The sequence below is a fragment of the Amycolatopsis silviterrae genome (assembly GCF_042684085.1).
Classification (GTDB): domain Bacteria; phylum Actinomycetota; class Actinomycetes; order Mycobacteriales; family Pseudonocardiaceae; genus Amycolatopsis; species Amycolatopsis silviterrae.
In genome coordinates this window covers 107,196-133,143 of the sequence record NZ_JBHUKS010000017.1, presented here as the reverse complement: position 1 = coordinate 133,143, position 25,948 = coordinate 107,196, and the positions used below count along the sequence as shown (strand labels likewise).

Genomic DNA, 25,948 nt, shown 5'->3' with positions numbered 1-25,948 from the left:
GGCGTGAGTCTTGCCCCTGCTGTTTCTTACACTACTATGACCGTATCCCTAAACGAAACAGGAGACCTCGATGATCCGGCTCTACGACATCGACCACGTGAAGTTCGGGGTCGCCGACCTCGACGCGGCGAGCCACAGCTGGCAGGTCGAATTCGGCCTCACCGAACGGGCGCGGGACCGGAAAACCGCGCGGCTCGCGGTGAATTACGAGGACTGCTCGGTGCTGCTGGAACAGTCGGAAGCCCCCGGGATCCAGCACGCGGCGTACCTGCTGCACCCGGATTTCTCGCTGGACGACGCCGAAAAGCACCTCAAGGAGCTGGGGATCGCCTACGTCCGCACCGAGCAGGAGGTGCGGTTCACCGATCCGGAGAACAACGGGGTCGCGTACGTGCCGTACCGGGCGCGCACGGGGCAGGACGTCTACCCCATCGCGTCGCGGCACACCGACTTGCTGCCGGCGGGCCGCTACCGCAAGCTCGGTCACGTCAACTACCTCGTCAAGGACGTCAACGCGATGGTCGAGTTCTACACCGAGGTCGTCGGCCAGCAGCTGGCCGACCGGCTCGGCCCGGACGCGGGCGCGTTCCTGCGCGTCGGCGCGGACCACCACGTCAACGCGTTCGTGGGAACCGGCCAGTCGCATTTCCACCACGTCGCCTTCGATCTCGGCGACTGGGGCGCGATCCGGTCGTCGTTCGACCACCTCGCCCAGCACGGCCGGGTATTCCCGTGGGGTCCGGTGCGGCACGGCGTCGGCGGCAACCTCGCCGGGTACGTCCGCACGCCGGAATTCGACTGTTTCGTGGAGCTGTACTGCGACATGGAGCAGCTCGACGACCTGCACCAGCCGCGCGAGTTCCCGGACGACCGGCATTCGTCGAACGTGTGGGGCATGCTGCCGCCGCGGTCGTATTTCCGGTTCGACGCCGACTCCGTGGCGGCCGAACGCGAAAGCCTCCGCTCCATCTGGGACTGACGCACGGGGAAGGACCGAGGTGCGGGCAAAGGACAGCGACGCGCTCAGCAGGCTGGTGTTCGCCACCCGCAGCGGCGGCCTGTCCCACCTCGTCCACGCGATCCGCGAGGTGCTGGACGCGGACGTCGGCCTTTTCGACCTCTCCGGCAGCACGCTGGCCGCCTCCCCGTCGAGGTCGATCTGGGCCGCCGACGCGCTGCTCGGCGCGCGCGACGGGGACGTCGTCGAGGGGTGCGCGGTGCGGGCGGTCGAGGTCGACGGCGAGCGGGTGGCGTGCCTCGCGGTGCGGACGGAAAGCGACGACGGCGCGGTTCTCCCGGTCGCCGTCGACCTGGTGGCGATCGAGCTGATGCGGCTGCGGGCGGCCCAGGTCGGCTGGCGCGAGCTCGTTTCCGGGCTGCTCGACGACATTCTCGCCGGCCGGGTGAGCGAGGACGACGCGGTCGCCCGGCTGCGCGCGGCCGGGCTCGACGTTTCGCGGCCCTTCCGGATGCTCGTCGGCTGGGCGGACCTGCCCGCGGGCGCGCGCCGGAGCCTGCCGTGGGGTGGGATCTACGCGCTGATGAACGGCCAGCGCGAACCGTTCCTCCGGGTGGTGCGCGACGGCCGGGTGCTGATGCTCGTGCCCGACGACGACCTGCCCGACCGGATCGCGGAAACCCTGCTGCGGCAGCTGTCGCGGCTCGGCGCCGGCGCGCGGGTCGGCGTCAGCCTGCCCCACCGCGGGGCCGCCGGGGTGCGGGTCGGCTTCTTCGAGGCGTCCTCGGCGCTCGAGGAGGGCGAGGGCGTGCACCATCCGCGCCGGCTCGATCTCGTGCGGCTGCTGGTCATGACGAACGCCGCCGTCCCGCTCGGCGAACTGGCCCGGGAGCAGCTCCGCCCGCTGCTGGACTACGACGCCGCGCACGGCACCGCGCTGCTGGAAACGTTCCGGGTCTACCTGGAAACCGACCGTGATATCGTCCGGGCGACCGAGCGGTTGTTCATCCACCGCAACACCCTGCGGTACCGGTTGCGGCAGATCACCGGTCTGCTCGACGTCGACCTCGATTCGGTCGCCACGATCGCCACGCTCTGGCTGGCGCTGCGGGCGCTGGACGGCGAAGGCGCATTCGACAAGGGGAACGTGCAGTGACGCGGCCACCGGAGTACGGCGGGCTCGACCTCTTCGCCGAGTCGCCGGAAGAAGCGGCGCGGTACTACGCGTGGATCCTCGGCCGCCGGGAGCCGGACACCCTCGCCGCGCTCGGCGTGCAGTTCCACGCCGTCCGCACCCCTGGGGACGCCGGATGGGCGCCGGTGCTGCGCGTCGACGCCGATGTCGTGCGGCGGATTCCGGCCGAGCTGCGGGAACCGGAACCGGCCGAGGGGATCGACCTCGGGTTCCTGCGCGGGCCGGACGGCGTCCGCGTCGCGCTCACCGCGGTCCGGCGCGCGGAGAACGCGTTGCGGTACACGAACGTCGATCTGTCCACAGAGGACGTTTCCGGAGTGACCGCGCATCTCGCCGCGACGCTGCGGGCCGAGCGGGTCGCGATGGTCGACGACCCGTACGACATGGAATTCGTCTGCGCCGCGCGGAGAATCCTCTTCGGCGTGTTCCGGGTGCGCGGAGCGATGCCGGGCCGGCCCCGGTCGTTCTGGATCGGGTACTTCGAGGTGCGCGACATCGGGACGGCCGTCGCGCGCGCGGTCGAGTCCGGTTCGCGGGTGGTGATGGCGCCGAGCCGTTCGCCGTTCAACGAATACGCCGTGCTCACCGACCCGTGGGGGCATCTGTTCGGCCTCAGCCGCCTCTTGCCGCGCTCCACACTGGACGGAGTGCTCGTCGTGACCGCCGACGGAACCCGGCGGCCGCTGGCCGAAACGCTCGAATTGCCGCAGCCGCTCTTCTGAGGGCAGTGCACGCGGTACAACTCGCGGACGGCGAATTGGTCTCGCCGCCATAGTCGCCGGACGCGGCGCGCGCCGATACTCAGGCCCGTTCTCGACGAAGAGAAAGGGCGACAGTGTCCCGAGCGAAGATCGAAACGAAACCGTATCTGCCGGGCAGCGGGACCGCCTTCGCCGTGCCGCCGCTGGAAACCGAACCAGGACTGGCCGGACCGCTGGCGACCATGCCCGTCACCGGCGTGGATCCGCGGGTGCGCACCGAGGTGGAACGGCTGCTCGAAGCCGCGCGGATGCTGCGTCCGGCCTTGCGGGAGCAGCAGGCCGACACCGAGGCGCGCGGGCATTACTCGCCAGAAGTGCACGAATTCTTCCGGCAGCACGGTTTTTACCGGCTGCTGCTCCCCCGCCGCTACGGCGGGCTCGAACTCGGGCCGTGCGGATTCTTCATGGTGATCGCGGAGGTCGGACGCGGCTGCCCGTCCACGGCGTGGTGTCTTTCCCTTTCGCAGGCGCACACGCTCACGCTCTCGTCGTACTGGCCGCTCGCCGCGCAGGACGAGGTTTTCGGCCAGCACGGCCACATGATCGCGCCCGCCTCGGGAAACCCGACCTCGGCGAAGGTGCTCCGGGTCGACGGCGGCTTCCTGATCTCCGGTTTCTGGCGCTATTGCTCGGGTGCGCCGTATTCGACGCATTTCTTCCCGACGATCCACGTGCCCGGGGACGACCGCCGGCCGGGGTATCGCGCGTGGGCGGTCGTAGACCGGGCGGACTTCGAGGTCAAGGACGACTGGGGCCGGGTGATCGGCATGCGCGGGTCCGGGTCGAACAGCATCGAGATCGCCGAACCGGTCTTCGTGCCGGACCACCGCGTGGTCGCGGAGACCTGGACGAACGAGGTCAGCGAGCCCGCTCCGGGCGCCGCACTGCACGGGAACCCGTGCTATTCCGGGGCGTTCTTCGCCTTCGCCGAGGGCGAGGTGGCCGCCTCGACGATCGGCCTCGGCTACGCGGCGATCGACGAACTCGACCGGATCGTGCGCGTCTCCAAGGCTCCGTTCGACGATTCCGGCGCCCTCCGCGCCGAACGCGAGGACTGGCAGCGGGTGCTGTCGGTCGCGCTCGCGAAGGTCGACGCGGCGGCCGCGGCGGTGTTCGACGGCGGCCGTCGCTACGAGGAGTACGGGCGGCGGCTGGTCGAGCACGGCGAGGTCTTCGACGCGGGCCGGTCGATGCGGCTCAACCAGCAGTACTTCGCCGCCGAGGAACTCGTGTGGGAGGCGCTCCAGTCGATCGTGCGGGCGGCGGGCACCGGGCCGCAGGCCGACGGGCAGAAGATCCAGCGCTACTTCCGCGACATGTGGACCGCGATGACGCGCGCCGACCAGATCGACTTCTTCGGGGCCCCGTCCACCCGGTCCCGGTGGGAGTCCGAAGCGAACTACCCCCGTTCCTGAATCCCCGGAAGGAAAACCATGACGAAGGACTACCCCATCGGCACCACGGTGTGGCAGGAACTCGAGGTGCCCGGCACCGACGGGCTCGGCGCCTTCTACCGGGCAGTGCTCGGCTGGGAACTGGCGCTCGACGGCGACCGCGGCCGGTTCCTGCTCGACGGCGAACTCGTCGCGGGACTCGTGGTGCGGCCGGGGCTTCCGGCGGCGCGAACCGGCTGGCGTTCCTATCTCGGCGCGGAAAACCTCGACGCGGCCGTCAAGCGCGCCGTCGCCGCCGGGTCGGCCGTGCGGACGGCGGACAAGCCGATCGGCGTGCCCGGGAAAGCCGCCGAACTCACCGATCCGTTCGGCGCGTGGTTCGGCCTCGCCGAAACCGAGCCGGGGGCGGCGGTGCTCCCCTCGCCGGAGATCGGGCGCTGGGCGTTCGTCGATCCGTCCAATTTCGACCTGGCGAGCGAGGTCGCTTTCCAGGACGCGCTGTTCCCCGGCCAGCACGCGGACGACCGCGAAGGCGTGATCACGATCTTCCGCGACGAGAACGGGCTCGCACTGCGCGGATCGTACGAGATCCACGAGGAAGCCCGCGCGTTCCTCCCGCCGCATTGGCTGCCCTGGATCTCCGTGGCGGACCAGCGCGAAGCGACCGAGATCGCGGTCGCGCACGGCGGCCGCGCCAACACGGTGGACAACGTGCTCACGTTCGCGGTCTGGGGCGTCGTCGCCGACCCGCAAGGCGCGGAGTTCAAGGTGCTGCAGATGACGAAGAACGCTATCTGAACCCGCCCTCCCTCCCGTCAGATTCGGCAGCGTCGCCGGCGCCGCAGGGCGCCTGAACCTTCGGAGGACCGCATGACCTCGACCGCACCACGCGCGAGATCCACCCAGCTCACCGGACGGCTCGGGGTCGCCTCGATCGTCTTCATGGTCGTCGCCGCGGCGGCCCCGCTCACGATCTTCGTGACCACCCCGCTCAACATGCTGAACGGCAACGGGCCCGGCATCGCGGTCAGCTACGTCGCCGGCCCGCTGATCCTGCTGCTGTTCGGCGTGGGTTTCGCGGCGATGTCGCTGCACGTCAAGAAGTCCGGCGCGTTCTACGCCTACATCACCGCGGCGATCGGGCGGCCGGTCGGCGTCGGCGCGGGGTTCCTCGCCATGTTCGGGTACTTCGTGGTCCAGGCCGGGGTGTACCTGCTGCTCGGGTTCTCGATGCACGGGCTCGTCACGTCGTTCGCCGGGACCGATTTCCTGCCGTGGTGGGGCTGGACGGTCGCGGCGATGGTCCTGGTCGCGGTGCTCGGCCACTTCCACGTGGAACTCGGCGCGAAGGTGCTGACGGTTTCGCTCGTGCTGGAGGTGCTCACCATCCTCGTGCTGGACGTCGCGATCCTGGCCCGCGGCGGCGGTCCCGAGGGCATCCGGATCGCGCCGTTCGTGTCCGGCGAAGCCGTCCTGCACGGGTCGCTGCCGCTCGGGATCCTGTTCGGGGTCAGCGTCGGGATGGGGTTCGAGGCGACCGCGCTGTTCCGCGACGAGGCGCGCGATCCGAACCGGACGATCCCCCGGGCGATCTACACCGTCATCATCGCGGCGCTCGTCTTCTACGGCTTCGCGGTGTGGGCGTGGATGCAGGCCTTCGGCGCGCACGGGGTGATGGACGCGGTGGCGGCCGATCCGGACAACATCGCCTACGCCACCGCGCTGCAGTTCGTCGGCCCGGTGTTCAAGCAGGTCATGAACGCGCTCGCGGTGACCAGCATGTTCGCCGCCGTGCTGGCGTATCACAACATGGTCACCCGCTACCTGCACTCGATGGGGCATTCGATCCTGCCGCGCCGGCTGACCTGGGTGCACCCGCGGCACGGCTCGCCGTTCTTCTCCTCGCTCGCCGCGGCCGGGATCGGCGTGCTGATGTTCGTCCTGATCCTGGTCAGCGGCCTGAACCCGCTCGCCGTTTTCGGCTGGTGCATCGCGGTCGGCACGCTGTCGCCGCTCATCCTCTTCATGCTCACCTGCGTCGCGGTCGTGGTCTTCTTCCGGCGCAACCGGCACCTTCCGGTCGGCCGGTGGAAATCGCTCGTCGCTCCGGCGCTCGCACTGGTCCTTTTCGGTTCGCTGGCGGTGGTCGCGATGCTGAACTTCTCGACGCTTTCCGGCGCGGCCCCGGCGATGCGGCTCGTCCTCCAGCTGCTGCCGCTGGTCGTCTTCGCGGCCGGCGTCGCCGTCGCGCTGGTGGTGAAGCGGAGAGCGCCGGGCCGCTACAGCGCGCTCACCGAGGACGACGCCATCGAAGCCCGCCAGCTGGCCGCGAAGGAGTGACCATGGAAATCTGCTTCAGCATCCGGGTGGAAAACGCCGACGCGCGAACGGTCGTCGACGTCGCGAAAGCCGTGGAGGACCTGGGTTTCGGCGGAGTCTCGTTCTCCGACGAGCTGATGGACCTCGAACGGCGCGGCGGGCACAGCCACGATCCGTGGACCCTGATGGCCGCCGTGGTGCAGGCGACCGAACGGATTTCCGTCGGGTCCATGGTGCTCAACATCGCCAACCGCGACGCCGGGACCACCGCGGTGGCCGCGGCCACGATGCAGCAGCTCGCCGGGGGCCGGTTCTGGCTGGGCCTCGGCGCGGGCACGAACGACGGCGAGGTGTTTTCCCGCGACCAGACCGAATTCGGCCGTCCGCCGGCCCCGCCGAAGGAGCGTCGCGCGGCTTCGCGGGCCTACCTCGCGGAACTCCGGCGCATCTGGGCGCACGACGACTTCCTCCGCCCGGCCCCGGTGCCGCCGGTCTTCTTCGGCTCGTTCGGCCCGCTGTCGGCGAAGCTGGCCGGCGGGCACGCGGACGGCATCGCCTGTCCGGTGGACGGATTCGGCGCGCACGGCCGCCGGATCGAAGACCTCGTCGCGATCGCGTGGGAGGAACGCGGCGGGCCGGTGCGGGTGATCGCGCACACCGGACCGCACGACAACTACGACGATCTGCCGTGGCGCGCCGGTGCCGCCGCCTACGACCGGCTGGCCGCGATCGGCGCGGAACGGCTCGTGCTGTTCCTCCCGCCGGACCTCGACGCCGTCAAAGACGCGCGCCGGTTTCTTCCCGCAGTATGACCGGGCTACTCGGAAAAAGCCGCGGCGCGCGGGAAGGTGTGGAAAATCCAGACCGTCGCGTCGCCATCCACCGCCTGCCAGCGGTGCGTGCAGTCGACGGCGTAGGTGGCGTAGTCGCCCTCGTGCAGGGTGACCTCGTGGCCCACCGGACCGACCTCGATCGACCCGCTCTTCACGACGACGTGCTCGCGGCTGCCCGCCCCGTGCGACGGCGAAGTCTCCACTTTGCCTTCGTGGAACCGCTGCGCGTGGATTTCGAGCGTGCCCGCGCCGATCACCTGGCTGCGCAGCACGTGTCCGGTCGACGCCTCGTCGCTGATGTCCTCGCCCTCGCCGGCGCGCAGCACCTCCACGGTGCGGTGCTCGGGAACCGTGATCAGGGAGGCCACGGTGACCGCGAAGGTCTCCGCGATCGCGACGAGCGTGTCCAGCGTCGGGTTCGTCCGCGAGCGCTCAATCTTGAACAGGGTCGCTTTCGCGACGCCGCACCGCGCGCTGAGGTCCGAAAGGGACAGTCCGTGTGCCTCGCGGAGGCGACGGAGGTTCTCGGCAAGGGCGTCGGTTTGTGCGCTCATGGTCGACATCATCGCACGCGCGCCGCGGCGGCCGAGATCGGTTGTTCTCTTTTACAAGCACAGCTATAGTCTTGAAAGAACCACTCACTACGCCGCCGGGAGGCATCTGTGACCAAGGCCGTCCACTTCCAGACCGCAGACGGCAGCCGGTTCCTCGGCCGCGCGGAGGGCGACACGATCGTTACCGCCGGTCCGGCCCCCGCCGCCGGTTTCGTTCCGGCGCCGGAGAACTGGGCCGCGATCGAGACCGCCGCCGGCCCGCGGCACCGCGTCGCCGACGTCGCGCTGCTCGCGCCGGTTTCGCCGTCGAAGATCCTCGCGGTCGGGCTCAACTACCAGTCGCACGTCGAGGAAACCAGCCTCAAGCGGCCGGACGTGCCGTTCATGTTCCCGAAACTGCCGTCCTCGGTCGTCGGACCGCACGACGACATCGTGATCCCGCGCGAGGAAACCCGCCCCGACTACGAGGGGGAGCTCGCGGTCGTCATCTCCCGGAAGGCGTACCGGGTCGCCGTCGAAGACGCGTGGAACTACGTGGGCGGCTACACCGTCGTCAACGACGTGAGCGGCCGCCGCGCGCAGCTCGAAACGCCGATGAAGCAGTTCTCGCTCGGCAAGAGCTTCGACACGTTCACCCCGATGGGCGACGGCATCGTGCACCCGGATTCGCTGCCGGACAAACGGGAAGTCCGCGTCCGCACCACGCTCAGCGGCGAGCTGATGCAGGACGGGAACACGCGTCAGCTCATCTTCTCCGTCCCGGAGCTGATCGAGTACTTCACTCGCGGGGTGACGCTGCTGCCCGGCGACGTGATCGCCACCGGCACCCCGGGCGGCGTCGGCGACGAGCGCACGCCGCCGCGCTATTTGCGCGACGGCGACCTCGTCGAGGTGGAGATCGACGGCGTCGGCCGGATCGCGAACCCGGTTCGGTTCGAGGCCGGAACGGAGTCCTGATGCGGATCATCGCCGAGGGCGACAAGGGCTATGTCTACAACGGACGGTTCACCGGCCCGGTGCGGCTGGAGATGATTGTCGAGGCGCGGGAGCCGACCGAGCCCGACGTCGCGCGCGTGCACAGCGAGCGCGGCGCGGTGACCTGCTGGCATTCCCATCCCGGCGGGCAGATTCTCGTGCTGCAGAGCGGGATCGGCCGGGCCGGGGACCGCTCCGGAGTCCGCACCGGACTCCGGCCGGGCACCACGATCGTCGCCGAGAAGGACGAACCGCATTGGCACGGCGCGGATTCCGGTTCCGCCGCGGTCTGGCTCGCGTTCACCTTCGGGGTCACCGACTGGACCGAGGACAACCCGCTGGAGACCGGATGCCCGCCCCGTTGATCGGCCTGGTCGCCGACCGGAAGAAGACGACGAGCGGAGCCTGGGCCGACATCGAATCGGACACGCTGCCGCATACCTACGCGCGGGCCGTCGAACAGGCGGGTGGCGCGCCGATCCTCTTTCCCGCTCTCCGCACGCACGACGCCGGACAGTTGCTCGACACGATCGACGGCCTGTTCCTGCCGGGCGGCCGCGATCTCGACGCGTCGCTGTACAGCAGCCAGGCGCACGTCGAGAACGATCCGCCGCTGCGCGTGCGCGACGACCTCGAAATCGCGCTGGTCCGCGGAGCCCGGTCTCGCGGCATGCCGATTTTCGGCGCGTGCCGCGGTTTGCAGGTGCTTAACGTCGCGCTCGGCGGGACTCTCGAACAGCATCTGGGCGACCGGCTCGATCTGACGCCGCACCGGGACGTCGTCGGTGTCTTCACCTCGCACCGCGTCCGGGTCTCCCCCGGTTCGCGGCTCGCGGCGATGACGCCGGGCGCGGAGTTCGCGATCGCGTCGCACCATCATCAGTCGGTGCGGGAACTGGGCGCCGGTCTGGTGGCGGTCGCGCACGCGGACGACGGAACGATCGAAGCCGCCGAGACCGCCGACGGGACGTTCTGCGTTGGCGTGCAATGGCATCCCGAGGAACTGCTCGATCCAGGCGGGCTCGCGCTGGTCCGTTCGTTCGTGGACGCCGCCCGCTCGTTCGCGAGGAGCCTCGCATGACCCGCACCGCCGCCGAATGGGCCGCTGCCGCCGACCGGATGCGGTGGCCCGCGCATCTCGTGATCGAGGGCGAGCAACGCCCGGCGAACCAGACTCGCGGCCTGATCACCCCGCGTACCGGCGCCGAACTGGCGCGGATTCCGTGGGGCGGGCCCGCCGACATCGACGCCGCGGTCGCCGCCGCCCGGCGCGCGTTCGACGAGGGACCGTGGCCCCGGCTGCCGCCGAGCGAGCGCAAAGCCGTGCTGCTGCGGTTCGTCCGCCTGGTCGAAGCCCACCGCGACGAACTTGCGCTGATGGTGTCGCTGGAGATGGGCAAGCCGATCACCCAGTCCTGGACGATCGAACTGCGCGCGGTGCTCGCCACCTACGCCTACTACGCGGAACTCGCGGACAAGGAACCGGACGAGATCGCGCCCACCGGCGAGGACGCGCTGGCGCTGGTCACCCGCGAGCCGGTCGGCGTCGTCGGGGTGGTGACGCCGTGGAACTTCCCGCTCACGCTGTCGGCGTGGAAGATCGCGCCCGCGCTCGCCGCCGGATGCACGGTGGTGCACAAACCGGCCGATCTCACCCCGCTGTCGGCCGTGCGGATCGGGGAACTCGCGCTCGAAGCGGGCCTACCGCCCGGGGTGCTCAACGTGGTGCCGGGCCCCGGGTCCTCGGCGGGACGGCGGCTGGGCGAACATCCAGCGGTCGACGCGCTGGCCTTCACCGGGTCGACCGCGGTCGGCCGCGAGTACCTGCGGTACGCGGCCGGATCGAACCTCAAGCGCACCTGGCTCGAACTCGGCGGCAAATCGCCGAACATCGTCCTTCCCGACGCCGACCTCGGCCAGGCGGCCGCGACCGCCGCGTGGGGCATCACCTTCAACGCCGGGCAGATGTGCACCGCGCCGTCGCGGCTGGTGGTGCACGAGGCGATCGCCGACGAGGTCCTCGACGGCGTGGTGCGCGCGTGCGCCGGCTACCGGCCCGGGGATCCGCTCGACCCGGAGACCGTCATGGGGCCGCTCGCTGCCGCGCACCGGGTCGCGGAGGTCGACGCGCACGTCACGCGGGCCTACGCGGACGGGGCCACCGCAGTCCTCGACGCCCGAGGCGACCGCGCCGGTGCGTATTACGGGCCGGTGGTGTTCACCGATGTCGCTCCTTCGTCGGCGCTGGCCCGCGAAGAGGTGTTCGGCCCGGTTCTGGCGGTGCAACGGGTGCGTTCCGAGGAGGAGGCGGTGCAGGTGGCGAACGACAGCGACTACGGACTCGCCGCCGGGCTGTGGACGCGCGACGCGGCCAAGGTGCACCGGCTCTCGCGGCGGCTGCGCGCGGGGACGGTCTGGGTGAACTGTTACGAGGAGGGCGATCTCACCGTCCCGTTCGGCGGGTACAAGCAGTCCGGCAACGGCCGGGACAAATCCCGCCACGCGATCGACAAGTACACCGAGCTGAAAACGACCTACGTGCGGCTGTGATCCGCGGACACGATCCCGCGGCCGCATTGTGCTCGCGCACAACGACTTCGGCTGCCGCCGGGACGCAGAATAGGACCGATTCGGCACTGCTCGAGGAGGAGCTGGCAATGGCGGAGCGGAACTGGTGGCGGACGGTTCTCGGCGAATACCCGACCGGAGTGGCGATCATCGCGTCGCTCGACGCCGAGGGCGCGCCCGCGGGAATGGTCGTCGGCACTTTCACCGCGGTGTCGGAGGATCCGCCGCTCGTCGGTTTCATGGCCGCGCGGTCGTCGTTCACCTGGAGCGTCGTGCGCGGCCACGGCCGGTTCGTCGCCAATGTGCTCGGGCACGGGCACGAAACCCTGTGCCGCTCGTTCTTCGCGAAAACGGACCGGTTCGCCGCGGGCGATTGGCGGCCGACGCCGTCCGGTCCCCGGCTGGCCGACGCGCTCGCCTGGTTCGACTGCACGATCCGCGACGTGCACGCGGCGGGCGACCACGACATCGTCGTCGCGGAAGTGACGGAATTCGGCGTCGGCGACCGCGCGGCGGGAATGCCGTTGCTTTTCCTCAAAGGCGGTTACGGTTCGTTCAGCGCGTCCCCGGAGCACTTCGACGCGCAGCAATTCGTGGACCGGGTCCGCGTCGCCGACGACTGGTCCGGTCCCGTCGAGCAGTTCGCCCGGGACCACGGCGTGACCGCGCTGCTCGCCACCGTCGCCGGGGATTCGGTGTGCGTGCTCGCCGGTTCCGGACCGCACGCCGGCGCCCGGATGACGTTCCCGTTCGCCGCGCCGGTGGCCATCACGCTCGCCGCGTGGGGCTCCGACGAGCAGTACCGGGGTTGGCTGGAGAACGCCCGCCACCTCGTCGGCGCGGTCGACCGCCCCGGGCTGGAACGGATCGTGCGCCGGGTGCGCGAGCGCGGTTACGCCTTGTCCCACGGAGCGTTGATGGGCGCCGAGTTCGACCGCGTCGTCACTGATCCGTCGACCACCCGCGCCGAACTGTCTCGCCTGTGGACGGAGACGCATCGGGAAACGGTGCACGCCCTCCAGCGCGAGGACGACCACCGCACCGCGACCTCGCTCCAGCTGCCGGTGCTCGACGACGCCGGCCGCGCGATCATGGAGCTCGTGGTCGAGGGTTTCGCCTCGACGGACCTGGAACGTCTCGTCACCGCCGCCAAACGGACGGCGGCGACGCTCGTCGCGGTGCCCGCCTGAGCCGGGTGTCAGGCGCAGGACTTGCGGATGACGGAGTTGATCCGCGCCCCCTCGGACCGGCTCACCGGATGCTGCGGAGTGCTGAAGCTCCGGACCGCCTCGCCGTCGGGGTCCGGAAGGTGCGCGTTGAGCGCGGTGCATTGCCGGACCACCCGTTGCGGGAAGAAAGGCAGTTCCTGCAACGACTTCAGCCCGTGCTGGACCAGATCGCTCTGCACACCGGCCATTCCGAGCGTGGCGGACGCCTTTCCGTCAGTGCTGTCCGGGTTCTCCGCGAACCCCCGCATCCAGCTCGGCAGGTACTTCGGGTCCGCTTTGATCCGAGGCGGCATCGGGCCGGACTCCTCCGACGCGGGCGCGGAGGACGAGGTCGAAGGCGACGGCGATGACGATGACGGAGCGCTCGCCGGGCCGCTGGCGATCGGGGGCGGCGCGGGCGGAGAGCCGCAGGCCGCCAGTGCGCACAACGCAACCGCGGCACCGGCGACCATGAGGCAACGCATTCCGACGACGTGCGACGACATGTTCCGCTCCCGGGTTGGCTCAAAGCTCATCGGCGGAGACGGTGCCATGCCGTGGCGGGAGGGGTCCCGGGATCACCACGCCACGCGGCCCTCGTCGTCGAAGAAGCCGCCCGTTTCGGCGTCGTCGCCCACAGTCGCCCAGTGCACCGACGCCCGCGCGCCCTCCTCGGTGGTCCGGACGCCTTTGAAGTTGTTCAGATCCGTCGCCACATAGCCCGGCGTCACCGCGTTGACCTTGATGTGCGCGAGTTCGGGGTCGTCGAGGAAAGCGTTGGCGTACTTGACGGTCAGCATGTTCACCGCGGCTTTCGCGGCCGAGTACACAAAGGACTCGTGCGACCGCGCGAACATCGAGCCCGGCTCGGTGGTCTTGGCGAACATCGCCGAATCGCTCGCGACGTTCACGATCCGGGCCGAGCGGGAGCGGCGCAGCAGCGGCAGCATCGCGTGGATCACCCGCACGAGCCCGAAAACGTTGGTCTCGAACTCCGGGTGCATGTCGTCGGCGGTCACTTCGACCGCTGGTTTGCGGATCAGCATTCCGGCGTTGTTGACCAGGACGTCGAGGCGGCCGTACTCGCGCTCCACCAGCGCGGCGGCCTCGTTCACCGACGCGTCGTCGGCGATGTCGATGCGGAGTGGGCGCACGTTTAGCCCGGCTGAGGCCAGTTCCTTCGCCGCGCTCGTCCCCTTTTCGAGGTCGCGGGCGCCGAGCAGCACCGTCCGGCCGCGTTCGGCCAGCTGGCGGGCGGTGGCGAGGCCGACGCCCTTGTTCGCGCCGGTGACCAGCGCGATGGTTTCCGTGGACATGCTCTCCGTCCTCTCGTGCCCTGGGCACGTACGATGAGAAGTGAAAGTACCCCTACACTTTAACCGTAGGGTTCCTACGGTTGTCAATCGAGGGAGGCGGGATGGAACCGGACCTGCCGAGCAAGCGGCCCAAGCGCGCCGACGCGCGGCGCAATTTCGACGCGCTGGTCGGTGCCGCCAGGGAAGCCTTCGAGGAGCAGCGGGCGCAGACGTCGCTGGAGGACGTCGCCCGCCGCGCCGGGGTGAGCATCGCCACGCTCTACCGCAACTTCCCGACCCGCGAGGACCTGGTGGAGGAGGTCAACCGCGAGGCGGTCGAGGCACTGTGCCGGGCCGCGGACGACGTCGCGGACCTCGAACCGTGGGACGCGCTCGCGACGTGGCTCCGGCGGTTTGTCGAGTACATCGGCACGAAGCTGGCGTTCGCCGAATCGCTCAACCGCACCACCGACGGGTTCCAGGCCTGCCGCCGGGCGATGCGGCAGGCGGGCGGGCCGCTGCTGGTGCGGGCACAGGAGGCCGGTGCCGCACGTCCGGAATCGTCCATCGACGACGTTCTGCGGATGATCTCCGGGATCACAGCTGTCGAGTATGTCGACGAGGCGCAGCGGGAGCGGGTGTTCCAGTTCGCACTGGCCGGGCTGCGGGCCGCCTAGGTTTCGTAGGCCAGCAGGTACAGGTACGGCTCCGCGTAGCCCGCGATCAGCCAGCCACCACCGTCCGTGGCGCGGGCGGCTTGGTCGGTGAGCGTCATGGCGGGTTCGGCGGGCCACCACTCGGGGGCGCTCTCTGCGGGCACTTGCCAGCCCGTGGCGAGATAGACCGCGTCCGCGCCGAGGCCGAGGCGGTCCTGGAAGGCCAGCGCGGCGGCCCGGCTGAGCTGCAGCCGCGCGTAGGCGATCGCGTAGTCGATGCCGGGGGCCGGCCGCCAGCGGTGGAATTCGACGTCCGCGGTTTCGGCGGGCAGCGGCGTGCCCAGCGCGGACTCGGCTTGCCGTCGCTTCACTTGTTCAAGTCCTCCGAGGCGTTCGCCCCGGCTTCGGCGCCCACCACTTCACCGCCGCCGGCACCGACGTCCGCGCCGAGATGGCCGCCGAACCGGCCGCCGACGTAGCCGCCCGCTGCCCCGCCGGCGACATCACCGGCGACGATGTCGGCTCCGGTGCGCGCGAGATGGTCCCTGACCGGCACGGGGGCGGCGCGGGATCCCCACATCGCGCGCGGATCGGTGTTGGCCTGCGTGACCGGGACGGTGGCGCTGTTGATCGCGAACGGGCGGCCGGGCAGTCCCGCAGCGGCGAGCCGCACCTTGAGTTCCGCCGGGATCGGGCGGCCGGACCTGCCGAACGGTTTGGGGTCGAAGTCCCAGAAGTCGTAGAAGTGCATCGTCCCGGTGAACGTCCACGCGCCGGTCCGCTGCACCGTCACCTGCCCGTCGTAGTAGATCGTGAAGTTGCCGAGGGTGCCGTTGGTCTGCGCGCCGCCCCATCCGGTCACGTGGACGTCGCTGGTGCCGCCGCCCGCCGTGACCAGCCCGTGCACGATCGTCATGAACGCGGCGCTGCGCCGGATGTCGACGATCGGGTTGCAGTCCGCCATTTCCGCCGGGGTGAGGGTGATCGGCGTGCCGACGTCGTCCATGTAGTGGTTGAGGAACCGGCGCGGCAGCGGATGGTCGAACGAGGCGAGCCAGGCCCGCCGTTCGAGCCACGTCGCGCGGCGCAGATAGACCAGGCCGTCCGGCGGTTGCGCGACGTGGGCGAGTTCGTGCGTCATCAGCCGCCGGTCGAACCGGGATTCGCCGGGGGCGAGGAAGATGTCCGCGCCGTGGGTCGCGGCGCGGGCGCCGAGTCGTTGCGCGAACACGCCGTCCTCGGGACGGTCGTGGACGCGGGCGGCGGCGATGCCGGGGCCGAGGAGGTGCGCGGCGGGTCTCAGCACCTCGTCCGGCACCCGGTGGCCGGGTCCCTCGGCCAGCGGTGACCGGGGGCCGGAGTCCGCGACGAGAGGGAGATCCGCGGCCGGGACGGGCGTCTTGCCTGCGACGGCTTCGGCGCGGGTTTCCGCTGGGTGGTCAGCGGGAGCGATCCCGGCCGGCGGGCGCGAGTGCACCCGGACCTGGCTGAGGTCCCATCCGTTTCGCGCGGTCTCGGCCGGGCCGCGCTGCTCCCCCGACGGAGGCAGCGCCTGGATCGCGGCGCTCTGGCGAATGAAGGCACGGGTCACGGCCGCGAGCGTGCGCGGCGGCCGTCACCGGGGCGTCACCCCGCGGCCGGCGGGCCGGAGCACCCGGCCCGCCGCGCGGTCAGAACGGTTTGGTCGGCAGGTATTTGCCGTCCAGGGTGATGACGGCGCGCTCGCCGCCCTCGGGGTCGGGCACCTTCTTGACGTCGAGCTTGAAGTTGATCGCCGAGATGATGCCGTCGCCGAACTGTTCGTGGATCAGGGCTTTCAGGGTCGTTCCGTAGACCTGGAGGATCTCGTAGAAGCGGTAGATCGTCGGATCGGTCGGCACCCGGTCCGGGAGCGAACCGCGCACCGGGACGGTCTGCAGCAGCAGCGCCGCGTCGTCGCCGAGGTCCAGCAGGGCGGCCACCGCCTTGGCGGATTCCTCGGGCAGCGGATGCTGGCCGAGGACGGCGGCGGTCGTGAACACCGCCGACAGGCCGGACGCGGCGGCGATCTCCTCCCAGGTGAGGTTCTTGCGGATTTTGGCTTCCACGGCTCTCGCCGCCAGCGCCGCGCGGGCGGCCGGGTCGAACTGGGCGTGCACCATGCTCGGTGAGTCCTTTCCTCGAAAGGCCTTGGCGGTAAATGGATCCCGCGAGATCCACCATGCCCGAACGCGGCGCGCGGTCCAAGGTCCGCCCGCGAGGACGGCGGCAGGATAAAGTGCAGCCGGAACGAGGGAGGGCGATGACGGCAGGCCAGCAGCAGATGCGATCCGCTGTCCTCGCCCGGGCCTGGCAGCGGATTCCGGGGGTCGAGGTCCTCTCCGCGGGCGACGGCGGGCCGCTGACCCGCACCGTCAAGAAGATCATCGATCCGCTGGTGGTCCGCACCGCCGCGCGGCCGAGGCTGGGCCGTCCGCTGCTGGACCCGGCCGCCGCCGCGGAGGTGACTGAGCTGCTCCTGGCCGACTCGGCCCGGCTGCGCGCCACCGCCGCGTGGTTCACGCACTTGAAGCGACAGCGGCGGGCCCTGCGCATCACCGCGGGAAACGTCCAGGACGTCTGCTTTCCCCTCGCCTACGAACTCGCGACGGGCTTCGGCATGCCGGACGCCGCCGCGCCGGAGCGGGCCGCGGCGACGCTGCGCGAATGGCACGGCGAGGACGGCACGGCCGGGGTAGACCAGTTGAGCGGCTACTTAGCCGATCCCCGCACCGCCGCCGACCTCACCGCCGAATTGCGCCGCCGCTGGCACTCGACGCCGCACAGCCCCGTGGCGGCCGACTTCGTCGCCCTGCTCGACGCCGTCGTCAACGGTTTCCCCGACGACGCCTGGCAAGCGCTCGCCGACACCCCCGCCGGGCACGCGTTCGGCCTCGCGCTGCGCCAACCGGGCGGTACCGCCTTGCTCGCCCGCGCCGTCGGCGAGGTTTCCGGGCTGCCCGCCCCGGATCTCGGCCTTCAGCGCGGCGAACGCACCGCCGTGCCGCCGCTGAACCAGCGCGACGAAACCGGCGGCGAGCTTCTCGAACGCAGCATCGAACGACGCGTACGAGCGACGCTGCGCCGCGCCGGACCGGGTGCCATCGCAGACCTCGTCGACGAAGAACTCAGCCGGACGGCCGCCGGATTCGGGCTCGGATCGCCTGTGCTGGCAACGTGTTTCGTGCTCGGCGTCGTCCTCTCCCCCGCGCTTCGCCCGCTCGACGGCACGGACTCCGGCGACCTTCCCGAGTTCGCGCGGCGGCTCAACGCCCAGATCTCGCGGGAGGGCTATGTGCTGTACGCGCGCCGGGCACTGGCCGGGTCGACGCCGCTCACCGCGCATCCGGACCCGGAGATCCTGCGCGAGCTGCGCGAGTTCGCGAAGCGGTTCCTCGCCCGGCTGTGGGTGCGGCTGCACGGCTTCGACGTCAGCGGCGAGGTCCCCGCCGCCGCGGCCGACATCCGGGACCTCCTCACCGGGGTCGTCCGGTCGACCTCGCTGGACCTGCGGACGAAGGTGCGGCGCGCGCTCGTCGCCAGCCTGCCCCGGCTGGAGGCCGCCTCGTGACGCATCCGGTGCACACCCCGGTCCTCGCCGCGGACGGCGGCCTGATCCGCTTCGCCCTGGCCGATCTGCTCATCGGCGCGGTGCCGTCGATGCGGATCGAACTCACCGACGCCGGCGCGGCCGAACCGTGGCTGACCAGGCTGGTCGGCACCGAAGCCAGCTTGACCGCGCTCCGGGGCGGGCACGTTGACGTCCCCGCCCGGCCGGAGCTGGCCCGCCTCGCGTTCCTGCTGTGGGCCCGGCGCTGGTGGCCTGCCAGCCCGACGCTCGGCATCCCGGCACTCGACCCGGCGCTGCTGGACTTCGAAGCGGCCATCGCGACGGCGGCGGTCGAGGACGTCGCCGAAGGCCTGCTGGACGGATTCGAGGCCAGCGCGGCGGAGCTGTTCGACCAGGCGACCGGGCTGTTCGCGGCCGCTCGGCCGGTAGCCGAGGAAACCCGTCGGCTGTGCACGCAGCTTTCGGCCTGGTTCGACGGCCAAGACGACCTCGTCCACGCCGAAGCCGCGGCGGAGCTGGCGGCGCGCTTGGAGTCCGTCACGCCTGATCAGCGCGCGTACGCCTTGGCCGCGGGCACCGGTCCCACCGGGTCCGGCGAGGGTGTGCTGGCCGAGGGGCGCGCGAGTGTCGACTGGGCTCGGGTGCCGCCGGGCGTTCTGGACGCCGCCGAGGACACGGTGACCTGGCGGATCGTCGCGACCCGGACCGCCGCCCGGCTGGAGGTCGAGGTCGCCGGGGCGCTCAACGACGCGGCCCTCACCGCCGCCGCGACCCACGACGGCGAGCCGTTCGCCGAGGTCTCCCTGCAGCTCGGCAGCGAAGGCTTCGCCGGGGCGGTTGACCTGGACGAGGCCGGGGCCAGGTTGGCGGCGATGCCTTCTGCGAGCCTCGGTCTCGTCGTCGGAGTGGCCGGGCCGGACGTCGAAGGGACCACACCGGAGGACCGGGCCGAGGTGGTTTCCCTGGTGCGCGCCCGCGAGGCGCGGACTCTGGCGGAACGAGCCGCGGGCAGAGCCGTCGACGAGGAGTTCTGACGTGCTCGTCGGCTTGCCGCCGCCCATCGAGCCGCCGGACCGGCCGCTGCCTCCGGAGCTGCCCGACTCGGTTTCGCACGGCTACAACTGTCGTTGCGTCGCAAGGCATTTCGGCCTCGACCCGGCAGCTTACCGGGAGTTGCCCACGTGCGCGCTGACCGAAGCCGAGTACCACGCTCTGCTCGCCGAAGCCGTCGCGGTCCAGACCGAGGCGAAACGGCTCGCTGCCGCGCGGGACGTCGCCGGTGCGCAGCGGGCTTACGCGCGGATGCGGCAGCTCGCGCAGCAACTCGACCGGACGAGCCTCGAACTCGCCGCCGTCAGCGACCTGGCCACTGTCTGTTATTCGGCGGGCGATCTCCGCAATGCCCGGCAATGCGCGGAAGCCGTGCTCCAGGTCTTCACCGTGAGCACCGCCGCCATCGTCCACTTCGGACAGTACGCCGAGCTGCGGATGATCGAGGGTTCGCGCGAGGTGGCGGAACGCGTCCTCATCTCACTGTCCACTGAGGAGGGTGACCTCGACCGGGCGCGCGAGCTACTCGCCGATCAGCGGCGTCGCGCGGCGTTCCGGAAGACCGCCGAGCCCGGCCAGTTCCCGCGCGAACAGCTCGACCCGCACGGTGCTGACGAACTGGAGCTGCGCATCCTCGAAGTACGCGTGCAGGTGGCCGCCGGGGACCCGGCCGGTGCGCGCGACGCGATCGACGGAATCCTGACCGACCTGGCCGAGATCGCGGACGTCGACGAGGTTCGCGGCCAGGTGGCGTCGCTGCAGGCGATGGCGCGGGCCGAGCGCGTCCGGATCCGCCAGGCGGGCGGCGAAGAAGCAGACGCGACGGCCGATCTGCTGCGGCTCACCGTCGGCGGCGATGGCCCGGCGGCGGCGAAATTCGCCATCGCGCTCGCGGAAACCCGGGCGTTCGACGGGGATCTGCCCGGCGCGATCGTCACGGCACGGGACGACCTCGCCGCCGCAGGGGTGACCGGCGATGTCGCGGAGGCGAGCTACGCGCTGGGCACGTTGTTGCTGTTCGCGGGCGACGTCCGGCAGGCCCGGGACCAGTTCGAGCACGCTGGGAAGCTGTGGGCGGCCAACGGCGACGCTCCGGGCGCGCGTCGGCTCGCAGCGGCGCTCGTCCAGTGCGCGGCGGGCGAGGAAGACTGGCCGGCGGCGGAAGAACACGCGGCCCGGCTCCGGGAGGCGGCCCGCGAGTCGGGCGAATGGCTGGAATGTCTGCGAGCCGACTACCTCTCGGCGACGATCCGCCACGCCTGCGGCGAGAATCCGCTCGACTTGTTGCTGCCGGTAGCCCTCGCCGCGCAGGAGTACCGGTTCGCGTTCGCGTCGGCCTCGGCGCGCGTCGCGTGGGCGAACAGCGTCGCGGGCCCGGCGACGGAACTGCTGATGGTCCTGCTGGCCCAGCACGGGGAAACGCGGCTGCTGGCGGAGCTGATCGAGCGGGCGTGCGCGGTCGGGGCGTACCCGGAGGACCGTTCGCTGAACCTGACCGGCGCGCTTCCCGCGTTGGCACCGCCGGTCCAGGACGGTCGGCTTCCGTTGGCAGCACTGGGTTCGGTCACCTCGTCGCTGCCGCTGCGGCTCGCCCCGCCGCCCGGGCTGCGCTGGTCGCCGTCCTCGCCGATGGAGCTGGACGGCTGGTCCCGGCTGGCCGCCGAACGGTACCGGATGCCCTTGCCCGAGACGGGCGTCGTCGAGACCTGGCCCGCCGCCGAACCCGGCCGCGAGACCGTTGTCCTGCGCTACGCCGACGCCGGGCACACCTACCTCAGCTGGCGCAGCACCAGCGACCTCGACACCGTCCACGCCCACCCGGTCCACGCCGACCTCGTCGCAACAGCTCGCGGGCTCCTCGCCGAGGCTTCCCCGACGCCGCGCGAAGGCGAGCGGGTCGCCGACGCCGTCCGTCGTTCGCTCGACGCCTTCGGCAGCTTCGCCGCGGAGCAACACCTCGCCCGCGTCCTCGCGCTCAACCTCCTGCCCGCCGATCTCGTCGCCCACCTCCGGCGCGCGGCGGCCAACGGACAGCGTCCGCTGCTGCGCATCCAGCCGTCCCCCGCGCTCGCCGCGGTCCCGTGGGGCCTGCTCGCCCTGCCCGACCGACGCCCGGACCACGCGCACGGGCCGGACACCTGCTTCGACAGCGACACGCGGATCCTCGACATCGCCGACGTCTCCCTCCTCGCCCCCGTCGGCATCCCGCGCCGCGCGCCGTCCCCGCCCGGACCGCCGGTCTACCTGCTCGACCCGCGCATCCCCGGCCAGAGCGCGTTCGGCGAGCTGGGTTCCGTGCTGGGCAAGCAAAACGCGACCTCCCCGCTGATCCGACACCTCGACGCGCGCATCGCCGCCGGCCCCGTCCGGCCCGCCGCGTCCCAGGGGCTGGACCTGGTCCGCCGCACCGACACCGACCGGCGGCTCCTCGCCGAACTGCTGGCCGAACCGTGCTCGCGGCTGGTGTTCGCGGGCCACGTCAGCCGCATCCAGGACGAGCACGGCGCGCAGACCGCGCTGCACCTGTCGTGTGCGGCGGACCTGCCCGGCACCGCCGCGCCGATCGGAGCGCACCGGCCGTTCACCGCGGCCGACCTGGCATTGTCCGAAGTGGACGCCATGCCGGCGCGAGTCGCGCTGATCGGCTGCGCCAGCGCGAGCGACTTCGGCCTGCCCGAACCGTTCGGCGTGCTGCTCGCCGCCGTGGCGGCCGGGGCGGGACTGGTCGCCGCGACGGTGTGGGCGCTGCCGACCTCGGCCGCGACGCCGGGCGCGGACCCGATGGCCGAGCTGATCATCGCGGTCGACACCGCACTCGCCGGGCCGGACCCGGTCAGGGAGCTGTGCGGGTGGCAGCGGGAGCGGCTCGCGCGCTGGCGCGAACGGCCTGAGCCAGCGGGGTCGCCGGTCTTCTGGGCGGCGCTGACCTGCCTCGATGCCACCGACGACGGCGAAACCTGGGTTCGGTAGCAGCCCGCGCCGCCGACGCTGTGTGCAGCACACCAGCACAGCGAAAGGCGGCACCCGATGTTCAAGAAGATCCGCGACAAGATCAACGAAGCGACCCAGCAGGGCATGGCGCGCGGCGCGCAGGACTTCCAGCAGCACGCCGAGCAGTTCCGGCAGGCCGCCGCCGCGCAGGGGCACGACATCACGCCGCAGCTGCCGACTCCGCAGCTCGCCGCGCAGGCGTTCCGCAACGTCGCGGCCGACCCGGACATGGCGGCCTTCCTGGCGCTGCCGATGCCGGAGCAGCTGCGCCAGCAGCAGGAACTCCAGGCCTACGGCACCGAACTGCGCCAGCTGTACGACACCGGCGAGAAAGCCACCCTCGTGATCAGCGCGCTGGAGCCGACCGGACGGACGGTCGCCGGGCAGGCGCAGTACACCGCGACCCTCGACGTCACCCGCGCCGACGGCATGATGTACCAGACCGTCCGGCCGCTGATCGCCCCGCAGGCGACGATCCAGCAGTACGCGCCCGGCACCCGGCACGAGGCCCGGCTCGATCCCGCCGACCCGGCCAAGGTCGCCGTGTTCGGCCCGATCGACTAGGCGGCCGCGGTGTTCAACTCCTTCGCGTTCGGGCTGCCGGACGAGCCTCGGCAGGTGCGCGGGGCGAACCGGCGGCTGTGGCTGTTCGGGATCCCCACGACGCTCGCCTGGGCGGTGGCCGGCTGGTCCGGCGCGCTCGGGCTGCTGGACAACTTCCGGCTGATGTCGCTGAACCGCGTCGGCGCGTGGGGGGCCGACGAGGGGCCGACGGCTTCGCTCGTGCTGTTCTTCAGCTTTTCGGTGACGGTGGCGTCGTCGCTGGGCTTCGCGATGGCGTGGAGTGGCGGAATGTCGTTGCGCCGCATGGGGATCGGCTTCCAGGCTAGTTCGCTGGCGGCGGCTCTCGGAGTACTGCTGGGCAGCGGTGTCGCGGCCCCGTCGTGGACGCCGCCGGAATCGGTAGGCGAACGGCTTCCGTCCCCTGGTGGTGGCAAGGCCGAGCCGTGGTCCGACGTGGACTGGGTGGTCTACTACGAGCCGTATCTGGTGCCCGCGGTGGCCGGGCTGATCACGATGACCCTGATTGTGGTGCTGCTGCGGTCTTTCCTGCGCGCGGCCGAGGATGACGACCGTGAGCAGGGGCTGCTCCATTGCGGTCTCCAGGCGACCGGGCTCGTCACCCGGGTGGAGTTCACGAACGTCTGGGTGATGGGGAATCCGCGGTTCACCGTCCAGGTGCGGTTTCCCACCGCGACCGGCGAGCGCGAGGTCGTCGCCACGATGATCACGTCGATGTTCCAGGCTCCGTCCGAGGGGTCCGAGGTGCGCGTCCGCTACGACCCGCAGGACCCGAAAGCCGTTCTGGTGGAACCGATTTCCCGTTGACTGCCGAAAAGGGAGTGCTTCCATGTCAGCCGCGCGAACGATGGTGTCCGGGTTCCTGGCCGGCATCGTCATCGGGGCGACCCTGTGCTCGCTGGTCGTCGGGATCATCGTCGAGAGTGTTCCGTTGTTCGTCGCCGGGCTGGGGATTCCGCTCGGGTACGGCCTTCTCTTGCACCTCAGCCGGATCCCGCGCCGCTTCCGGGAAGCGGCGGTGGTGCCGACGGTGGCGGTCGCGCGGATCGAAAGCCTGCGCGCCGGCGGCACCGAAACGGGCGATCTCCCGCTCGACCTCGTCCTCACGGTGGCGCCGGACGGGGCTCCGCCGCATCGCGTGACGGCGTCCCACACCGTCAACCTGGTCGATCTCCCGAGCTACCGCAAGGGCGACGTCCTGGTGGTCTCCTACCCGCCGGACCGGCCCTGGAAGGTCGAAATCCTGTCCGACCCGACGCCGGAATGGCAGCGCCGGGCGGCCGAGGCGGTCATCGAGCCCGCGCACGAGTCCACTTTGGTCCATCCGCCGCCGGAGGGCTGTGTGACCGGTGTCCTCACGCTGATCGGGCTGCTGCTGGGCGCGGGCGCCGTCCTCGGGCTCTTCCGCGTCGAACTGTTCACGCCGGAGCCCAGCGCGCCCGAACCGCCGGTCTCGTCCACCGTGACCTCCTCCGGCTCCGCTACCGTCGACGTCGACCAATCGTTGCTGGACAACGGAGAACTGCGCCGAGTCATCGACACGCTAGCCCAGAACACGGACGTCTCGCACACGCTCACCGCGGTCGTCCAGGAACACCGGCTGTCGGTGGTCTTCGCGCCGACCGACGTCCACGTCCCGCGGTTCGACCTGCGCGCCCTGCCGGTCGACACCATCCCCGGTTTGGTGCGGAAAGCCTTGCGGACGCTCGATGTCGGCACCCCGCAGACCTGGCAGGTCACGGCGGTCCAGCTGCCGTCCGGGCAGACCGTCCGCGTCACGGTGACCGGTCCCAAGGGCAGTGCTTCGCTCGCGGGATGATCACCCGGCCAAGCCCAGCGAGGCGCCCAGCAGCAAAAGCCCTTTAGCCGTCCGCGGATCCGCGCCGGTCAGGGTTGCGACGCGCGACAGGCGGTTGTCCACCGTATTTGGGTGCACATGCAGTTTCCGCGCGGTTTCGCGGCGGTTGAAGTCGGTGTCGAAGTACGTCCGGAGCGTCGTCGTCAGGTCCGGCTCGCCGCTCAGCCGCGCCGCGAGCGCACGCAGTTGCGGGGTCGCCGCGCTGTCGTGGTTCAGCTGGTATTCGAAGAGGTGATCGGAGAGCACCGCGACGGTGCCGGGCACCGAGTTCAGCCGCAGCAGCCGTTCCGCTTCCGCCACTGCGGCGGGAATTTCGGCCAGCCCGTCCGCGTGCGCGAACGCGCCGGTGATCTCCACGCCGGTCGTCTGGCTCGCGCGCGGAACGGCCTGGCGCGCCCCGGTCAGCGCCTCCGTACTGTCCGAAGTGGACGGTATCAGCAGGAGCCCGCCGTCCGGGTCCAACGCGGCCAGCACATCCCCGGACAGCTCCCGGTGCAGATGCTGCAGCAGCAGCCGCGCCTTCCGCTGCCCGGCCAGATGGCGGCCGACCGCGTCGCCGATCGAATCCGCCGGGTCCGCGGCGAACCGCAGGGCCAGCACGCCGTAAGCCGGGGCGAGCCGGACGTCGGCCGGTTCCGGGACCGGCTCCCCCGCCGCCAGCCGCCGGACCAGCGCCCGCGCCGCCTCGCGTTGCTCCTGGTCGGCAGTCTGAAACTCCTTCTGGTGCGCCTGCACGGCCGCGTTCAGCACCCGGTGCAGGCAGTTCAGCAGCACCGCGGTCGTCTCGCCGGGCGGCGCACCGCCGGAAAGGTCCTGGATCTCCGCCCAGATTTCCTCGGCCGCCAGCAGGTACGCGTGCACGAAATCGCTGACCGGCAGTCCCTCCGCACCCCGTTCCCGGCCTCGCTGGCGGAACAGCTCGAGTTCGTCCTCGCGCGGTTCGCTGCCCTCCCGCATCGCGCGCGCGAACATCCGGCCGAACTCGCGGAGCGTGTGCGCCATGTGCAGGTGCAGATGTGCCGGCACCTGGCCCCGGTAGTGCGTGGAGGTTTCGACGTACCGGCGGATCGTCCGCTCGCCCACCTTCGGCAGCCGGTGCTCGAAGCTGCGCCACGACAGCTGTGACATGTCACAGCACAGTAGCCGAAAACCTGGGCAATGT

Annotated in this window: 26 protein-coding genes; 19 read left to right on the top strand and 7 right to left on the bottom strand. The window is 71.3% G+C overall.

The features are described from left to right. Nucleotides 1-70: 70 nt before the first annotated feature. The 7 genes from ACFSVL_RS24835 (at nucleotide 71) to ACFSVL_RS24805 (ending at nucleotide 7,439) form a co-directional block, all read left to right on the top strand. Nucleotides 71-979 (top strand): VOC family protein, encoded by a 909-nt coding sequence (locus ACFSVL_RS24835; protein ID WP_378307944.1) that lies wholly within the window; start codon nucleotides 71-73, stop codon nucleotides 977-979. Between the two features lie 19 nt (nucleotides 980-998). Continuing rightward, the gene (locus ACFSVL_RS24830) at nucleotides 999-2,114 is read left to right on the top strand and encodes a PucR family transcriptional regulator (RefSeq protein WP_378307943.1); all 1,116 of its coding nucleotides are present in this window, start codon (nucleotides 999-1,001) and stop codon (nucleotides 2,112-2,114) included. After that, entirely contained in the window at nucleotides 2,111-2,875 is a 765-nt protein-coding gene (locus ACFSVL_RS24825) for a VOC family protein (protein ID WP_378307942.1), read from the top strand. The genes ACFSVL_RS24830 and ACFSVL_RS24825 overlap by 4 nt, the downstream gene beginning before the upstream one ends. A 113-nt stretch (nucleotides 2,876-2,988) precedes the next feature. After that, nucleotides 2,989-4,329, top strand: a complete 1,341-nt coding sequence (locus ACFSVL_RS24820) for an acyl-CoA dehydrogenase family protein (RefSeq protein WP_378307941.1) — start codon at nucleotides 2,989-2,991, stop codon at nucleotides 4,327-4,329. Between the two features lie 18 nt (nucleotides 4,330-4,347). Beyond that, nucleotides 4,348-5,106, top strand: coding sequence for a VOC family protein (locus ACFSVL_RS24815; protein ID WP_378307940.1), 759 nt, complete (start codon nucleotides 4,348-4,350; stop codon nucleotides 5,104-5,106). A 72-nt stretch (nucleotides 5,107-5,178) separates the two neighbouring features. Further along, nucleotides 5,179-6,648, top strand: a complete 1,470-nt coding sequence (locus ACFSVL_RS24810; protein WP_378307939.1) for an APC family permease — start codon at nucleotides 5,179-5,181, stop codon at nucleotides 6,646-6,648. Between the two features lie 2 nt (nucleotides 6,649-6,650). After that, nucleotides 6,651-7,439 (top strand): LLM class flavin-dependent oxidoreductase, encoded by a 789-nt coding sequence (locus tag ACFSVL_RS24805; RefSeq protein WP_378307938.1) that lies wholly within the window; start codon nucleotides 6,651-6,653, stop codon nucleotides 7,437-7,439. Between the two features lie 5 nt (nucleotides 7,440-7,444). On the opposite strand, the gene ACFSVL_RS24800 is transcribed toward ACFSVL_RS24805, so the two are convergent. Beyond that, nucleotides 7,445-8,014 carry a helix-turn-helix domain-containing protein gene (locus ACFSVL_RS24800; protein WP_378307937.1) on the bottom strand — a complete coding sequence of 190 codons (570 nt, stop codon included), beginning with the start codon at nucleotides 8,012-8,014 and terminating at the stop codon, nucleotides 7,445-7,447. A gap of 108 nt (nucleotides 8,015-8,122) precedes the next feature. Between ACFSVL_RS24800 and ACFSVL_RS24795 the strand changes: the two genes are divergently transcribed. The 5 genes from ACFSVL_RS24795 to ACFSVL_RS24775 all read left to right on the top strand — a co-directional run bounded on the left by ACFSVL_RS24795 (nucleotide 8,123) and on the right by ACFSVL_RS24775 (nucleotide 12,747). Then, on the top strand, nucleotides 8,123-8,971 hold the full coding sequence (locus ACFSVL_RS24795) for a fumarylacetoacetate hydrolase family protein (RefSeq protein ID WP_378307936.1): 849 nt from the start codon (nucleotides 8,123-8,125) through the stop codon (nucleotides 8,969-8,971). Next, entirely contained in the window at nucleotides 8,971-9,354 is a 384-nt protein-coding gene (locus ACFSVL_RS24790) for a cupin domain-containing protein (RefSeq protein ID WP_378307935.1), read from the top strand. The genes ACFSVL_RS24795 and ACFSVL_RS24790 overlap by 1 nt, the downstream gene beginning before the upstream one ends. Next, nucleotides 9,339-10,070, top strand: coding sequence for a gamma-glutamyl-gamma-aminobutyrate hydrolase family protein (locus ACFSVL_RS24785; protein WP_378307934.1), 732 nt, complete (start codon nucleotides 9,339-9,341; stop codon nucleotides 10,068-10,070). Before ACFSVL_RS24790 ends, ACFSVL_RS24785 begins: the two co-directional genes overlap by 16 nt. After that, nucleotides 10,067-11,539, top strand: coding sequence for an aldehyde dehydrogenase family protein (locus ACFSVL_RS24780; RefSeq protein ID WP_378307933.1), 1,473 nt, complete (start codon nucleotides 10,067-10,069; stop codon nucleotides 11,537-11,539). Before ACFSVL_RS24785 ends, ACFSVL_RS24780 begins: the two co-directional genes overlap by 4 nt. A 107-nt stretch (nucleotides 11,540-11,646) precedes the next feature. Then, a complete protein-coding gene (locus tag ACFSVL_RS24775) occupies nucleotides 11,647-12,747 on the top strand; it encodes a flavin reductase family protein (RefSeq protein WP_378307932.1) in 1,101 nt (366 codons plus the stop codon). 8 nt (nucleotides 12,748-12,755) lie between these two features. Here the strand turns inward: ACFSVL_RS24775 and ACFSVL_RS24770 are convergent, their stop codons facing one another. Together ACFSVL_RS24770 and ACFSVL_RS24765 are read right to left on the bottom strand one after the other, a co-directional pair. Then, entirely contained in the window at nucleotides 12,756-13,079 is a 324-nt protein-coding gene (locus ACFSVL_RS24770; protein WP_378307931.1) for a hypothetical protein, read from the bottom strand. A 264-nt stretch (nucleotides 13,080-13,343) separates the two neighbouring features. Continuing rightward, nucleotides 13,344-14,081: an SDR family NAD(P)-dependent oxidoreductase gene (locus ACFSVL_RS24765; protein WP_378307930.1), complete on the bottom strand. Its 738-nt coding sequence runs from the start codon at nucleotides 14,079-14,081 to the stop codon at nucleotides 13,344-13,346. Nucleotides 14,082-14,182: 101 nt separating this feature from the next. On the opposite strand from ACFSVL_RS24765, the gene ACFSVL_RS24760 reads away from it, so the two are divergent. Then, nucleotides 14,183-14,737, top strand: coding sequence for a TetR/AcrR family transcriptional regulator (locus tag ACFSVL_RS24760; RefSeq protein WP_378307929.1), 555 nt, complete (start codon nucleotides 14,183-14,185; stop codon nucleotides 14,735-14,737). Here the strand turns inward: ACFSVL_RS24760 and ACFSVL_RS24755 are convergent. The 3 genes from ACFSVL_RS24755 to cynS form a co-directional block, all read right to left on the bottom strand. Then, nucleotides 14,734-15,087, bottom strand: coding sequence for a hypothetical protein (locus ACFSVL_RS24755; protein WP_378307928.1), 354 nt, complete (start codon nucleotides 15,085-15,087; stop codon nucleotides 14,734-14,736). The two genes, ACFSVL_RS24760 and ACFSVL_RS24755, sit on opposite strands and share 4 nt — an antisense overlap. Continuing rightward, nucleotides 15,084-16,307 carry an eCIS core domain-containing protein gene (locus ACFSVL_RS24750; RefSeq protein WP_378307927.1) on the bottom strand — a complete coding sequence of 408 codons (1,224 nt, stop codon included), beginning with the start codon at nucleotides 16,305-16,307 and terminating at the stop codon, nucleotides 15,084-15,086. Before ACFSVL_RS24750 ends, ACFSVL_RS24755 begins: the two co-directional genes overlap by 4 nt. A gap of 79 nt (nucleotides 16,308-16,386) precedes the next feature. Then, nucleotides 16,387-16,857 carry a cyanase gene (gene cynS / locus ACFSVL_RS24745; RefSeq protein ID WP_378307926.1) on the bottom strand — a complete coding sequence of 157 codons (471 nt, stop codon included), beginning with the start codon at nucleotides 16,855-16,857 and terminating at the stop codon, nucleotides 16,387-16,389. A 140-nt stretch (nucleotides 16,858-16,997) separates the two neighbouring features. On the opposite strand from cynS, the gene ACFSVL_RS24740 reads away from it, so the two are divergent. From ACFSVL_RS24740 to ACFSVL_RS24715, 6 genes are read left to right on the top strand one after another with little or no spacing between them, the layout of a single operon-like run. Then, the gene (locus ACFSVL_RS24740) at nucleotides 16,998-18,305 is read left to right on the top strand and encodes a hypothetical protein (protein WP_378307925.1); all 1,308 of its coding nucleotides are present in this window, start codon (nucleotides 16,998-17,000) and stop codon (nucleotides 18,303-18,305) included. Then, nucleotides 18,302-19,339, top strand: a complete 1,038-nt coding sequence (locus ACFSVL_RS24735) for a hypothetical protein (protein WP_378307924.1) — start codon at nucleotides 18,302-18,304, stop codon at nucleotides 19,337-19,339. Before ACFSVL_RS24740 ends, ACFSVL_RS24735 begins: the two co-directional genes overlap by 4 nt. Nucleotide 19,340: 1 nt before the next feature. After that, nucleotides 19,341-22,325 carry a hypothetical protein gene (locus tag ACFSVL_RS24730; protein WP_378307923.1) on the top strand — a complete coding sequence of 995 codons (2,985 nt, stop codon included), beginning with the start codon at nucleotides 19,341-19,343 and terminating at the stop codon, nucleotides 22,323-22,325. A gap of 57 nt (nucleotides 22,326-22,382) precedes the next feature. Further along, on the top strand, nucleotides 22,383-22,910 hold the full coding sequence (locus ACFSVL_RS24725; protein WP_378307922.1) for a hypothetical protein: 528 nt from the start codon (nucleotides 22,383-22,385) through the stop codon (nucleotides 22,908-22,910). 9 nt (nucleotides 22,911-22,919) lie between these two features. Next, nucleotides 22,920-23,735: a DUF3592 domain-containing protein gene (locus ACFSVL_RS24720; protein WP_378307921.1), complete on the top strand. Its 816-nt coding sequence runs from the start codon at nucleotides 22,920-22,922 to the stop codon at nucleotides 23,733-23,735. A gap of 22 nt (nucleotides 23,736-23,757) precedes the next feature. Further along, nucleotides 23,758-24,747, top strand: a complete 990-nt coding sequence (locus ACFSVL_RS24715; protein WP_378307920.1) for a hypothetical protein — start codon at nucleotides 23,758-23,760, stop codon at nucleotides 24,745-24,747. Here the strand turns inward: ACFSVL_RS24715 and ACFSVL_RS24710 are convergent, their stop codons facing one another. Beyond that, a complete protein-coding gene (locus tag ACFSVL_RS24710) occupies nucleotides 24,748-25,914 on the bottom strand; it encodes a helix-turn-helix domain-containing protein (RefSeq protein ID WP_378307919.1) in 1,167 nt (388 codons plus the stop codon). Nucleotides 25,915-25,948 lie beyond the last annotated feature (34 nt).